The organism is Lysobacter sp. Soil_C_59 (genome assembly GCF_057656415.1).
On record NZ_JBDGKK010000002.1, the window covers coordinates 357632 to 371078 of the forward strand.

Genomic DNA, 13447 nt, shown 5'->3' on the forward strand with positions numbered 1-13447 from the left:
AGGGAATCAGCCCAGCTGCAGCGACTGCTGCGCAGGCTCGATCGTGCCCTCACCGCGCATGATCTTCTTGTACTCCGCGCGGGACACCGAGATGTAGCGGTCGTTGCCGCCGATCTCGACCTGCGGGCCTTCGTGCACCGCACGGCCCTGCGCATCCACGCGCACGACCATCGTCGCCTTCTTGCCGCTGTGGCAGATGGTCTTGATCTCGGTCAGTTCGTCGGCCCAGGCCAGCAGGTGCTGGCTGCCTTCGAACAGTTCACCGCGGAAGTCGGTGCGCAGCCCGTAGCACAGCACCGGGATGCGAAGCGCATCGACCACTTCGCTGAGCTGCCAGACCTGCGCCCGATTCAGGAACTGCGCTTCGTCGACCAGCACGCAGTGCAACGGGCCGTGGGCGAGGATGTCGGAACGGACGATCGCTTCCAGGTCGTCGTTGCGCTCGAAGGCGATGCCGTCGGCGCGCAGGCCGATGCGTGAGGCCACCGTGCCGCTGCCGGCGCGGTCGTCCAGGCGCGGGGTCAGGATCGCCACGCGCATGCCGCGCTCGCGGTAGTTGTGCGCCGACTGCAGCAGCGTCGTGGTCTTGCCGGCGTTCATCGCCGAATAATAGAAATAGAGCTTTGCCATGCGTGCAGTTTAATCGCTGCCAGCATTGGCGAGATGCATCCCGGCGTTCGCCGGGATGACGCTGGACGATGTCAGCGGCGCCTGGCGCGCTCCGCCGCCGCACTCGCCCAGCGCTGGGCCACGGCCGGGGCGGTAATGCACACCGCTTCGTCGGTCACCGTGGTCACCGCGCGCTCGAGCAGCTGGATGTCGGCCTCGTGCTGGCGCGCCACATGCGGGTCCTCGAAGAAGATCGCGCGCTGGCAGCGCCGCTCCAGCACCAGGTCGGCGATCTGGGCGTCGCCGCCCATCGGACCGCTCTGGTAACGATGCACCCACGACCGCCCCTGCGGCCAGCCGCGGCTCCAGGCCAGCTCGTTCAGGCGCTGGCCGGTTGTGCCGGTGGCGACACGGCGGGCGAAGCGCGAGAGCAGATCGAAGTTCTCTGCGGCGAACGCCATCATCTGCGGCTTCATCGCGTCGTGGGCGATCAGCGCCAGGGTCTGCCCCTCCAGATCGTGGAGGCGGTCGGCGGCCGGGTCGGGAAGGAAACCGGCGCGGATGCGCTCCAGTTCGATCCAGTCGCGGGCCGAGGCGACGGTGGTGATGTAGGGCTTGCCGTGAATCACGCACTGGCGCTTGAGCGCGGCCGCTTCGGGGAACACCGACGAGGGGTCGACCGGGTCGATCAGGTAGATCGCGCCATCGAGGGTGCGCTCGTCGTGATCGACGCCGACCACCTCCGCCACCAGCTTCATCAGTCCACCCTCGCGCCCGTACGGGTAGCGTCGCAGGCCCGGATAGCCCGACAGCATGCCGGCGGCGGCGATGGCGTCATGGGTGCGCCCGACCACGTGCAGGCTGATCTGCAGTTCGCGGATGCCCGGCTCGCAGGCGCGCAGCCAGCGGAACAGCGCCGCGTCTTCGCTGAGGTGATGCAGGCGGTTGGCCGCCAGGCCCAGGCGCATGTGTGATCCCCTGAAGTTGATAGCGGGCGTCGCCGGCGACCGGTGTCGGTCGCCAGCGAGCTGGTGATTACCTTAGGGGTTTTGCGATCGGGCGTGGGGAACTTCGCCCGCCATCATTTGCCGTTGCTGACCGGCCCGACCTCGACGTTGCCGTGCGTCCAGATCGCGTCTTCCACCGCCCAGTACTGCTGGGCGTCCCAGCGCCAAGTGGCGTACATCGGCGTCATGTCGATCGTGTCATGGCCAGCACCCAACCCCTCGCCGTTGCCACGCGGCGCGATTACTTCGAGGTTGCCGACGTAGCCCAGATGGCTGCCGGTGATCTGGCGCTTGCCCTGGGCCATGACGCGCACGAGCCGCGGCTTGGCGACCTCGTCGCCGTACTCGTCATAAAGCGCATGCCCTTCGCGCAGGGCGCGGTCACGCGTGGGCTGGTCCAGTTGCTCCCACATCTTCTCGCGCAGGACCAAGAAGCTGGGGTACATGCGTTCGGCGGCGAGGTCGGCCCAGGCGTAGGCCAGGGCCGGGTCCCGCGCCACGCCCACGCCATGCCAGTACATCAGGCTGATGCGGTGCTGCGAGTACTTGTCGCCGTAGCGCGCGGCCTGGCGGAAGTGCCTGATCGCATCCTCCCATTCGCCGCGCGCGGCCGCGTCGCTGCCGTAAAGGCGCCACAGTTCGTTGGGATGCGTCCTGGAAAAGCGCGTGCGCTCGTCGTACTGGCGCGCGTCCATCGTGTCGGTTTCGGCCACCACCGCGATCGTGCCGTCGACCGGCGCGGCGCTCGGGGCGGCGGACAGTGCGGCGCCCAGCATTACGGACAGCAGCGCTTCCATGACGATCTCCTTCCTGTGTAAGTGAGTGCGACCGTTTCGATCAGTTCCTGGGCTTCTCGCGCGCCGGCACCATCGGGCCGACGCCGACGCTGCCGATGCCACTGCCCAGTTCGGCGTCCTGCGCCTGCCAGTACGAAGCCGTCTGGGTGCGGTCGTCGGCGTAGTACTGGTCGCCGGTGGTGTGCCCGACCACCTGTTCCGAGGCGGCCAGCATGCCCGGCGTGGTATTGCCGAACGAGCCATTGATCGGTCCGCCCTGGGCGATGTCGATTGCCTGGTTGCGGTACCCGATCCGGCTGCCGGTCATGGTGCGGGCGAAGCGGCGGATCTCGACGTCGGCGCGCGGCTGCGCGACTTCGTCGCCGAATCTGGCGTAGTAATCCGGGCCGAGCTGTTCGACCTGCTTGCGCTGCTCCGGCGTCAGGCCTTCCCACATCTTTTCGCGTATCACCAGCAAGCGGCGCACGCCACGCTCGGCGGCCAGGTCGCTCCAGATGTAGGCCCGCACCGGATCGGCGGGCACGCCCTGCCCGTACCAGTACATCAGGCTCAGGTAGTGCTGCGAATGCTTGTCGGCGTAGGACGCCGCATTCTCGAAGCGCTCGACGGCCTCGTCGTAATGGCCGTCGAGGTAGGACTTCAGTCCGTTCAGGCGCCAGGTCTCGTTCGGGTGGCCCATGGCCGACTTGAGCTGGCTGTCGATCTGCATGTAGCTGGCACTGACCAGCTTCAGCGGCTCGTCGGCGGCGGCGGAGAAAGCCAGCGCGCACAGCACCATGCCCGTCCAGCCTGCCCTGATGATGTTTGCCTTGCGGTTCATGGCGATCTCCCGGCGCCGGCACGCGGCGCATGCAATGGCATCCAGTTGGGAGCTTTGCGACCGGGACCCTGCCAGGCGAGGGCGAAGGGCCTCGAGCCGAAGAGCACCGCCTCGCAAGGGGGCGGTTACGGCACAATACGCCGCCGCAACCGCGGCAGCAAACAGCCTTCAATGCACGGTCTCAACCCCCCCCAACGCGCTGCCGTCCTGCACACCGACGGCCCCTTGCTGGTGCTCGCAGGCGCAGGCAGCGGCAAGACCCGCGTCATCGTCGAGAAGATCGCGCACCTGATCGCATCCGGGCGGATGCCGGCCAAGCGCATCGCCGCGATCACCTTCACCAACAAGTCGGCGAAGGAGATGAAGGAGCGCGTCGCCAAGCGCATCAAGGGCGACGCCGCCGAAGGCCTGACCGTATGCACGTTCCATGCGCTGGGGCTGCGTTTCCTGCAGATCGACCACGCCAAGGTCGGCCTGCGTCGCGGCTTCTCGGTGTTCGACAGCGACGACAGCGCCGCGCAGATCAAGGACCTGCTGCCGCCGGGCAGCAAGAACGACGTGATCGACAACGCGCGCAACCTCATCTCGCGCGCGAAGAATGCCGGCCTCTCACCCGATGAGGCACTGGCTGCATCGCAGAGCCCGCGCGAGATGGAAGCCGCACTGCTTTACCAGCGTTACCAGGCGCGCCTGTCGACCTTCAACGCGGTCGACTTCGACGACCTGATTCGCCTGCCGGTGCAGATCCTGGAAGCCGACGAAGACGTGCGCCTGGCCTGGCGCGAGCGCATCGGCTACCTGCTCGTCGACGAGTGTCAGGACACCAACGACGCCCAGTACCGCCTGCTCAAGGCGCTGGCTGGCGACAAGGGCCTGTTCACCTGCGTGGGCGACGACGACCAGTCGATCTACGCCTGGCGCGGCGCCAATCCGGACAACCTGCTCAACCTGGGCAAGGATTATCCGGCGCTGGAGATCATCAAGCTGGAGCAGAACTACCGCTGTTCCAATCGCGTGTTGCGCACGGCCAACACGCTGATTGCGCACAACCCTCACGAGCACCCCAAGACACTGTGGAGCGACCAGGCCGACGGCGAGCGCATCCGCGTCTGGGAGTGCCGCGACAACGCACACGAAGCCGAGAAGGTCGCCGCCGAGATCCATTTCCTCGCCACCGCCAAGCAGGCGCCGTGGAGCGACTTCTGCATCCTGTTCCGCGGCAACCACCAGAGCCGTGCGCTGGAGAAAGCACTGCAGTTGTTGCGCGTGCCATACCACCTGTCGGGCGGCACCGCGTTCCTCGAGCGCGGCGAAGTGAAGGACGCGCTGTCGTGGCTGCGCCTGATCGCCAATCCCGATGACGACGCGGCGTTCCTGCGCGCGGTGCAATCGCCCAAGCGCGAAGTCGGCGCGACCACGCTGTCCAAGCTGGCCGAGATGGCGCAGCACGCCGGCATGCCGATGTCGCGGGCGGCCGAGCAGATCGGCATGCTCAAGCAGCTGGCACCGCGTGCCGGCAATGCGCTCGACGGCTTCGTCAACATCATCCGCCACCTGCGCGGCGAGGCGTTCAAGATTCCGCCTTCGGAACTGGTGCGCGTGCTGGCCGAGAAGAGCGGCCTGCTCGCGGCGATCCGTGCGCAGTGCAAGGACGAAGCCACCTTCCAGCGCCGCAAGGAAAACCTGGAGGAACTGGCCGACTGGTTCGATGGCGGCAAGAATTCCGGTCCCGGCGAACTGGCCGCGCAGCTGGCCCTGCTGTCGCACGCCGACAAGGGCGATGCCGGCAACCAGGTGCGGTTGATGTCGCTGCACGGCGCCAAGGGCCTGGAGTTCCGCTACGTCTTCATCGTCGGCATGGAAGACGGCACGTTGCCCCACGAGATGGCGCTGGAAGAAGGCAGCCTGGAGGAAGAGCGTCGACTGCTCTACGTGGGCATCACCCGCGCCAAGGAACAGTTGTGGTTGTCGCACTCGCGCGAGACGCAGCGCTGGGGCGACAAGATCCGCCTGCAGCCGAGCCGCTTCTTCGAGGAACTGCCCGTCGCCGAGATCCAGCGCGATGGCGCCGACCCGGTGGCCGATGCGGCGCGCAAGCAGGAGCGTGCCGTGGCCGGGTTCGCGGCGATCCGCGCGCTGCTGGACGAGTAGCCGCACCGATGCAGCTCACCCGGATCCACCACGTCGCCATCATCTGCGCCGACTACGCGCGCTCGAAGCACTTCTACACGCAGGTGCTTGGCCTGCGCGTGCTGGCCGAGGTGCATCGCCCGGCGCGCGACTCGTGGAAGCTGGACCTGGCCCTGCCCGATGGCGGACAGCTGGAACTGTTCTCCTTTCCTTCGCCGCCGCCGCGTCCGTCGTACCCGGAAGCCCGGGGCCTGCGTCACCTCGCCTTCGAAGTCGCCGACGTCGCCGCAGCAGCCGGGGAGCTGCAGGCGCAGGGGGTAGCGGTAGAGCCCATTCGCATCGACGAGTACACCGGCCGGCGCTTCACCTTCTTCGCCGATCCGGACGAGCTTCCGATCGAGTTGTACGAGGCGCCCTGACCGCGCGCAGCATCGGCGCCGTCGGGTCCCGGTCGGGCCGGAACATGGCCCGGGGACGCCGAGACAGGGAGTCCAGACCCGCACCTCGAGAAGCGACCAACGGCGCGGCGCGTCTCCACGGTTCCCTCGGTGTCGCTGGCTGCGGCACCATGGAACGCCCTGCCCTGCGAAGATTTCCATGGACCTCGTCCTGCGTCCGGCCCAGGCCTGCGACCACCCCGTGATCCTGGCGCTGAACCTCGCATCGGAGGAAATGCTCAGCCCACTGGATGCGGCGGGACTGCTGCGGCTCGATGCGCAGTCGGCCTACCACCGCGTGTTGTGCGAAGGCGATCGCGTCGTCGCGTTCCTCCTCGCGTTTCGCGAAGCCGCGCTGTACGACAGCCCCAACTACCTATGGTTCGCCGCCCGCTACCCGCGTTTTCTCTATGTCGATCGCGTTGTGGTCGCGGATTCGCACCAGGGGCGGGGCCTGGGCGCCAGGCTCTATCGCGACCTGTTCGACTTCGCCCGCAGCAGCGGCGTAGATGCGGTGACGTGCGAGTTCTACACGGTGCCGCCGAACGAGGCATCGCGTCGCTTCCATGCCGGGTTCGGCTTCGCCGAAGTGGGACAGCAGTGGGTCGCCGGCGGTCGCAAGCAGGTCTCGCTGCAGGTCGCCACGCCCTGACCGTCGTGTCATCGCGCGTGCGCCTGGCTCGGCTACACTCGCCGCCCGACCAGACACCAGCGAACGCAATGAAACAGCGCGCCCTCACCCTGTCCGCTCTCGCCTGCGCGCTCGCGCTGGCTGCCTGCCAGCGCGCGCCTGCACCTGCGCCCAAGGCCGAGCCGTCCGCTGCAGCCCCGACAGACGCGGCAGCGACAGCGAAGCCTGCGACGGTCGCAGCCGACGACAACCTCAACGCGGTGCTGTGGATGCAGGCATCGGCCGAGTACCAGGCGGCAACCACCACCGTCTACCGCGCCGCCGCCGACAAACTGGGCGTAGCGCTGGCCGAGAAAAACTGGGACGCACTGGTGCCCGACGAGCGCGGCAACGCCGCAACCGGTTTGAAGCCAGCCGTGATCATGGACGTCGACGAAACCGTGCTCGACAACTCGCCGTACCAGGCGCGCCTGGTGCGTGACGGCAAGACCTACGACGAAGTCAGCTGGGATGCCTGGGTCGCCGAGAAGAAGGCCAAGCCGGTGCCCGGCGTGGTCGAGTTCGCCAAGGCCGCCGCGGCCAAGGGCGTGACCATCGTGTACCTGTCCAACCGCGCCGTGCACTTGAAGGACGCGACCATCGCCAACCTCAAGGCGGTCGGCATGCCGGTCAAGGACGACAGCGTGTTCCTCGGCTTGGGAACCGTCGTCGACGGCTGCGAGCAGAACGGCAGCGAGAAGAACTGCCGCCGGCAACTGGCCGGCCAGCAGTACCGCGTGCTGATGCAGTTCGGCGACCAGCTCGGCGATTTTGTCCAGGTCGTGGCAAACACGCGCGAAGGCCGCACGCAGCTGCTCGACGAGTACGGCGACTGGTTCGGCGAACGCTGGTGGATGCTTCCCAACCCGAGCTATGGCTCGTGGGAGCCGGCGACGTTCAACAACGACTGGTCGCAGCCGCTGGAAGCGCGCCGTACGGCCAAGCGGGCGGCGCTGGACGTGGCGCCGTAAAGCGGTCGGCGCCGATCGCTGGCGCATCGCAGCATCGAGTCTCGTTGTAAAATCAATTAGTTGCGTCGCAATTCTTCAAGCATTGCATTAACTGCGGAGGGCGGTTAGTCTGCCCTCCGTCCGGCGCGAGCCGGAGCCATGCCACAACTCGACGTCCATCCGGCGCCAGCCGGATTTGAAGGAGGCCCACGGCCTCCTTTTTCTTTTGTACTTTCGGCAGGCGCGTGCGCCGGGTGCCTCAGAACTCGACGGTGGCCGTTACCACGTCGCTGTAGTTGCCGGCAGTGAAGGTCGGGGTGATCGGCACGCGGCCATAAACCGTAAGGGTCTGCGCCGAGCCCTGCCCCGCGCCGGTGCCGGTGCCGATGACGGTGGAACCGGTCGCGGTTCCCCAGACAGTGGTCCTGGCGGCGGAGGTGTAGAGGTTGTAGTTGATGAACGTAGGTCCGACGACGCCATTGAGGTACATGCGCCGGGCAGCGACATTGCCCGAACGTCCAGCGTCGAGCTTGACCGTGTAGGCCGTGCCGTTGGTGCAGGTAACCGTCAGGTTGGCCTGCGCATCGCGGGCCGCGGCCAGGGAGGTGTAGGTGCCAAACGCCATGTTCTGGGCTGCGATCAGGCAGCTGCCCTGCAGCGTGGCGCGCGAAGTGAAAGTGTAGTTCGGCGACGCCGGCGCGACATTGGTCGCGCAGTTGGCATTGTTGTCCGCCGAGTAACCCCACACGGCGCTGATCGCTTCGGTGTAGTTGCCAGGCGTCGGCGCCGGTGCCGTGGGCTGCACGGTCGACACCCGTCCGTACAGCGTGATCGGCCTGCTGATCCACGTGTTTCGCGAGGTGATCGTGATCGTGGTCTGGGCGTTGTAGGTGTAGTTCGCCGGCTGGGAGTAGGTCGCGTCGGTATAGATGTCGTAGTAGAACGAAGCCGCTGGCGTGGCGGTACGTGCCATCGTGCGGGGCGTGCCGCCGTTGTTGGTGCCGGCGCACACCAGGACGGAGTCTCCAACATCATTGTTGCCTCCCTGGCAACTGACATTGACGGTCACAGTCGACGTCGACGCCCCCACTGGCAGCGTCAGCGTGCCGAAGTTCAGGTCGGTGGCGTTGTCGATACGGCAGGTTATCGCCGCCGACGCCGTTCCCGGCATGAGCAACGACAGCAGCAAGCCAAGCAGGGCCAACGCAATGGAGTGGCGACGCATCATGGTGTGTCCTCGCTGCGGCATTTCACCGTCAGTTTTTGCTGTGCCGAACTGCTGGGCAGCGCCGGGGCCACCGCGGAACACGTGACGCCCGCGCGGGTCCAGGTAAGGCTTTCGCCGGGAGTGTATCCATCAAGCCAGAGCGTTCCGTCGAAGCCGACGATGGCCGGACTTCCGTCCTGGCGCACCACCCGGGTGCCGGGCTCGACGTGCTTGCCCTCACGGTCGAGCAGCTCGAGATTGGCGCTGTGCACCTGCCGGATCGGGAACGGCACGTGCACGCCGCTGCGGTCTGGCGGTGTCACCAGGCGTTCCACCGAAAGCACTTCCAGGTCCGGCGCCAGGCCGTCGGGGTCGATCGCAATGCGGTTGCGCTGCCAGCCACGCAGCTCCGGCAACAGCAGGAAGCCGTCGGAATTGGTGCGGCCGGCGACGCGGTTCTCGTAGAGGATCGGTACGTCGGCGACGCCGTTGGTGGACACGACCGCGAACGAGTCCGTGACGGCGCGGCTGGTGAACAACTGGCCGCCCATCAGCACCACGCTGCCATTGCCTTGCCCGTAGACACTTTCCTGTCCGCTGAACCTGTCCACGCCGCCCCAGACGTCGCCTGCGCGACCGCGCCAGCCGACGCCCAGCACGCCATCGCCGCCGTCGCGTGCCTGCACTTCCCAGCCCAGGCCGCCGCCGTAGGGCAGCGGGCGCCGCAGTGCCGCGGCGACATCGGTGTTGCCGTTCTGCCGGTCTACCGACAGCGAGGCGTCGATGTCGCGACCCAGCGGAACGTTGATCGACAGTGAGACACCGTGTCCCGAACGATCGTCATCGAACGCGCTGATGGTCCAGGCGAAGCTTCGGTAGCTCTGGTTGAAGCCGATGCCCTTGGTGCGGCTGGTCGGGTTGTCGTGATCCTGGTAGCGGATCCACGAAAGCGAGATCGAGCCGCGCGGGATCGACAGCCAGGCCGATGCGCGGTCCTGGCGCAGCAACGGCAAGCCGCCTTCTTCCAGCGAACCCAGGTCGCGGTATTCCTCGGTGGCGCGCTGACTGTAAAGATCGAAGCCGACGCGCTGGCCGAACCACTGGTAGCCGCCACCGTACTGGTGGCCGCTGTGCCAGTTGGAGCTGTGCGCGTAGTTGCCGGTGAACACGCCGTAGCGGCCCAGCGGCGACCAGGCAAAGCCGATGCCGCCCAGACTCAGCCGCTCTCCATACTCGGCATGGAACTCGCCGGTGAAATTGTCGGTAATGCCGCGGCGCATGCTGGCGCTGGCGACCGGGTGCTGGCCGTAGTCGTCCGACTCCTGGCTGTAGTTCCGGCGCAGCAGGCCCGCCTCGAGCGAGAAATCGCTCAGGCCGCGGGCCAGGCGCTGGTAGTCGACATACAGCGGGACACTGGTCTGGGTGGTGCGACCCAGTGCATCGGTCACCACCACCACGGCCTGTCCTGCACCGGCCAGGCGTGGAAAGTCGCTGAGTACGAACGGGCCCGGGTCAACCTGGCCGCTGTACTGACGCACGTTGTTGACGTACAGGTCCACAGCCGACGGCACCGCCGCGCTCGCACTGAATTCCGGCAGTGGATAGATGATCAGGTCGGGGCGGACGCTGAAATTGCGGCGCCACTGCAGGCCGCCCATGCGAACCGGCCGGCTCCAGGCAAGGCCACCGGAAATCAGGTCGCCGGCGGTCCAGGTCGTCATGCGCTGCGGGTCGGAAATCGTCCAGCGCGTATCCAGGCGCAGGTAGCCGTCGTCCTGGTCGCCGCTGCGGCTGACGCCATAGCTCTGCAGGCTCCCGAAGCGGCCGAACCAGCGCAGGCCTGTGCCCAGCGACGCGGTGTCGCTGTCGTCGGAATGACGGCCATACGCGTCCCAGTCCAGGACCAACCCCTGGTCGCGATTGACCGAGATGGGTGCCGGCGCCTGGTAGCCGAGACGGTTGGCGCGGCGCATGTGCGCGGCAGGAAGCAGCGTGACCTGCTGCATCGAGGCGTCATACAGCGCACTGAGGCCCTCGATCGCATCGAGCGCGACACGGCCGTTCGGGTCGGCAGTCACGTTGTCGGGCATGACCAGGCCGATCGCGTCCAGATCGGCCGGATCGACCGACAGTCGACCTTCGAGCATTTCGAATCGAACCAGCGGCCGGACGATCTGGCCGTCCATGACGATGTCGAGGAAGAGTGCCTGCGGTGCGGCGATCAGCGCGCGCTGCGAGGCGGTGGTCGGCGCCTCCTCATCTCGGCCCGCCGGCAATCCCGCTGCCGCCCAGGTGGACGGTGCGCAGATCGCAAGCAATGCGATCGCCAGCGCTTGCGCGAGGCGATGGTCTCTAACGCCCGGACGACAGTTCAATGCTTGCCGGCTGACCGTTCAGCCGGACCTCGAGCGTCTTCCATCCTTGAGCGGAACCGAGCTTGTCGCTTTCAAGCGTGAAACGCCGGGAACTGCCCGCCAGTACGTAGCCCATGAGGCCAGGGGTCAGTTCCAGGCTGCTCCCGTCGGCCGACAGCAGGCGACTTGCGCCCAACTGGGCAGCGACACCGCCCGAGTTGGAGCAGGCCAGCACCGTGGCTTCCAGACTGCACTTGAGAGCGACCGGTGCCGGATCGGCAACACGGACGAACACGGGAATCAGGTAACGCATCCGGACGTTCACCGCACTCTGGGTCGAGGCGGCGGGATCTCCGGGCAACTCATCCACCACTACCCGGTAAGCCAATTCCTGCCGGGGCGCTGCTTCGGAGTTGCGGACAAGTCTGATCAGCTGGTCTGCACCACCGGCGATTTCCACCACCGGCGGGCTGACTGTCAGATCGTTGCTCGGCTCCAGGACATCCTGGTCACCGTCCTGCGTCCACGCGTATATGCGGATCTGCGCCGCCACCGGGCTGTCGCCGCCATTGCCAAGCACCAACCGGCCGCCGCGTACACCGGGCGGCATGTCGACGCTGGTCTGTCGGGCCTGCAACTGGCCGCGGGCATGCGCGACCCCACCCAACAGGGTGAGGGCCACGAACGCCGCAAGTGGGAGGCGCAGGTTCATCAGAACGAGACGGTAGCGGTGACGGTGTCGGTGTAGACACCAGCCGGCTTCGGGTTCTGCGAACCAAACACGCGGCCGTAGACGTCGAACGTGGTGGTGCCCGAGGTGTTGCCGGCCAGCGTGACGTTGCCGGTAGTGCCGTCGCCGATGACGTTGGCGGTGGTGCGGGCGCTATCGGTGTACAGCGAGTAGTTGATGGTGTTCGCCGCCGGGCCCGTCATCTTGCGCGAAGCGAAGGTGGCAGCCGAGCCGCCGCCGGCGCTCAGCGAAACGGTGTACGGACCGGCCGACACGCAGGTGACGGCGACGGTGGTCTGCGCGTCGATATTGGCGGCCAGCGTGGTCTGGGTGTTGAAGTTCAGCGGGTTGGCGGCAACGGTGCAGCTGTTGTTGAGCGTCAGGGTGACGGTCATGTTGGCGGTGGCGGTGCCGGCCATCGCCATCGGGGCGGTAGCGAGCAGTGCAACAGCGAGAAGCGACGACTTGAGCAGGTTCATTCCAGATTCTCCGGGGGCGCGATCTGCGCTTTGGCGTGCCGGCGGAAATGCCGGGTTCTTGGCTAGGAAGCAGAAAGTGTGCCAAGCGTCGCAAAACCGTCTTCGTGACGTGAAATCGACGTTAAGGCCGCCAACTTTGACAAACGTGAACGAGATTCAGATCACACTTTTGACCTAAAGGTCAGAAGGTGACAATCGAGGTCACGTTGTGGCGCCTGACTTTATGAACGGGGAAATTCGAGGCGAAATCCCCTGAATCTGCGTTCCGGGACATAGTCGGCTTGCCCCCGACCCGGCCGCCGGCCAAGATTCGGACCCAGCGACAGGGGAACCGCACCGCATGCCATTGATCCGACGCGCCTCTGCCGCGCTGCTCCTGGTTGCCGCGTTGGCGATGGCCGGATGCGAGCGCGCGCCCGCGCCGGCGGCAGCGCCCACCCCGACCGAGCCTGCCCAGGCGGTCGAGCAGCTGATCCAGGACCTGCGGCGCAACGACTTCGCCTCCTACGCCCGTCACTCGGTGCCGCCCGCCCTCCACGCCAGGCTCGACCAGGCCTGGAACGAAGGCCGGACTCGCTGGCCGCTGACCGAGTTGCCGCTGGACGATCGCCTGCCCGCCTTCCTTTCGGCGCTGGCCGCGCCGGGTGCCGAAAAGCAGTTGCTGACCACTTACAACCGCCAGTTTTCCGGCGCTGGTGCGGAGTTGCGTTCGGCCGCCTCGACCCTGGGCCTGTTCGCCACCCAGTACCTGCGCAAGGAAGGCGACTACAGCGCCGACGAGCGCGCCCACTACGCGCAGCTGGTCGCTGCGTTGAGCCGTTGGGGCCAGAAAGCGCCGCTGGGCGACCCGCAGCGCGCGCGGCGGACGATCCCGCAACTGGTCGCGGCGGCGCGGCAGACCGGACTGGCCGGCGGCCCCGACACCTTCCGGCAGCTCGGCATGCAGCGCAGCCTGGAGCGGTTCGGTCCGTTCTTCGCCCGCTTCAAACAGGTGCTCACCACCTACGGACTGGACGTTGACGCCGACCTGGCCAGCGCCCGGGCGACCCTGGTCGAACGCGACGGCGACCGCGGCCGGGTGCGGCTCGATTACACGCTGGCCGGGCAGAAGATCGAGGCGCACCTGGCCGTCGAACGCCACGATGGCCACTGGTACCTCAGCGACGCCCTGCGCCATGCCGAAACCCAGGCAAGCGCTCCGGCGCCGCCTCAACCGGCAACCCAGCCGACCCGCTGAACGCGATTTCGACCGCGATA

The 13447-nt window shown here is 67.2% G+C and carries 13 protein-coding genes; 5 read left to right on the top strand and 8 right to left on the bottom strand.

Annotated elements, in window-relative coordinates:
* Window positions 1-6: 6 nt before the first annotated feature.
* The 4 genes from AC3A3Q_RS05095 to AC3A3Q_RS05110 form a co-directional block, all read right to left on the bottom strand.
* On the bottom strand, window positions 7-630 hold the full coding sequence (locus AC3A3Q_RS05095; RefSeq protein ID WP_487585188.1) for a thymidine kinase: 624 nt from the start codon (window positions 628-630) through the stop codon (window positions 7-9).
* A 71-nt stretch (window positions 631-701) separates the two neighbouring features.
* Complete coding sequence (locus tag AC3A3Q_RS05100; RefSeq protein WP_487585189.1) at window positions 702-1577, bottom strand: methylglyoxal synthase; 876 nt, start codon at window positions 1575-1577, stop codon at window positions 702-704.
* Between the two features lie 113 nt (window positions 1578-1690).
* A complete protein-coding gene (locus AC3A3Q_RS05105; protein ID WP_487585190.1) occupies window positions 1691-2413 on the bottom strand; it encodes an SEL1-like repeat protein in 723 nt (240 codons plus the stop codon).
* A 40-nt stretch (window positions 2414-2453) separates the two neighbouring features.
* Complete coding sequence (locus AC3A3Q_RS05110) at window positions 2454-3233, bottom strand: hypothetical protein (RefSeq protein WP_487585191.1); 780 nt, start codon at window positions 3231-3233, stop codon at window positions 2454-2456.
* Window positions 3234-3404: 171 nt separating this feature from the next.
* Here AC3A3Q_RS05110 and AC3A3Q_RS05115 point away from each other — a divergent pair, with 171 nt between their 5' ends.
* From AC3A3Q_RS05115 to AC3A3Q_RS05130, 4 genes are all read left to right on the top strand, one after another.
* A complete protein-coding gene (locus AC3A3Q_RS05115) occupies window positions 3405-5384 on the top strand; it encodes a UvrD-helicase domain-containing protein (RefSeq protein WP_487585192.1) in 1980 nt (659 codons plus the stop codon).
* 8 nt (window positions 5385-5392) lie between these two features.
* Complete coding sequence (gloA2, locus tag AC3A3Q_RS05120) at window positions 5393-5782, top strand: SMU1112c/YaeR family gloxylase I-like metalloprotein (protein ID WP_487585193.1); 390 nt, start codon at window positions 5393-5395, stop codon at window positions 5780-5782.
* A 178-nt stretch (window positions 5783-5960) separates the two neighbouring features.
* Window positions 5961-6452 carry a GNAT family N-acetyltransferase gene (locus AC3A3Q_RS05125; RefSeq protein ID WP_487585194.1) on the top strand — a complete coding sequence of 164 codons (492 nt, stop codon included), beginning with the start codon at window positions 5961-5963 and terminating at the stop codon, window positions 6450-6452.
* 68 nt (window positions 6453-6520) lie between these two features.
* A complete protein-coding gene (locus AC3A3Q_RS05130) occupies window positions 6521-7441 on the top strand; it encodes a 5'-nucleotidase, lipoprotein e(P4) family (protein WP_487585195.1) in 921 nt (306 codons plus the stop codon).
* Window positions 7442-7679: 238 nt separating this feature from the next.
* Here the strand turns inward: AC3A3Q_RS05130 and AC3A3Q_RS05135 are convergent, their stop codons facing one another.
* Genes AC3A3Q_RS05135 through AC3A3Q_RS05150 form a run of 4 tightly spaced genes read right to left on the bottom strand, consistent with a single transcriptional unit; the run spans window position 7680 to window position 12190 of the window.
* Complete coding sequence (locus tag AC3A3Q_RS05135; protein ID WP_487585196.1) at window positions 7680-8645, bottom strand: Csu type fimbrial protein; 966 nt, start codon at window positions 8643-8645, stop codon at window positions 7680-7682.
* Window positions 8645-11002 (bottom strand): fimbria/pilus outer membrane usher protein, encoded by a 2358-nt coding sequence (locus tag AC3A3Q_RS05140; protein WP_487585197.1) that lies wholly within the window; start codon window positions 11000-11002, stop codon window positions 8645-8647. The genes AC3A3Q_RS05135 and AC3A3Q_RS05140 overlap by 1 nt, the downstream gene beginning before the upstream one ends.
* Window positions 10980-11693 (bottom strand): fimbrial biogenesis chaperone, encoded by a 714-nt coding sequence (locus AC3A3Q_RS05145; protein WP_487585198.1) that lies wholly within the window; start codon window positions 11691-11693, stop codon window positions 10980-10982. Before AC3A3Q_RS05145 ends, AC3A3Q_RS05140 begins: the two co-directional genes overlap by 23 nt.
* Complete coding sequence (locus AC3A3Q_RS05150; RefSeq protein ID WP_487585199.1) at window positions 11693-12190, bottom strand: Csu type fimbrial protein; 498 nt, start codon at window positions 12188-12190, stop codon at window positions 11693-11695. Before AC3A3Q_RS05150 ends, AC3A3Q_RS05145 begins: the two co-directional genes overlap by 1 nt.
* 340 nt (window positions 12191-12530) lie before the next feature.
* Here AC3A3Q_RS05150 and AC3A3Q_RS05155 point away from each other — a divergent pair, with 340 nt between their 5' ends.
* Complete coding sequence (locus AC3A3Q_RS05155) at window positions 12531-13427, top strand: hypothetical protein (protein WP_487585200.1); 897 nt, start codon at window positions 12531-12533, stop codon at window positions 13425-13427.
* The last annotated feature ends 20 nt before the right edge of the window (window positions 13428-13447 follow it).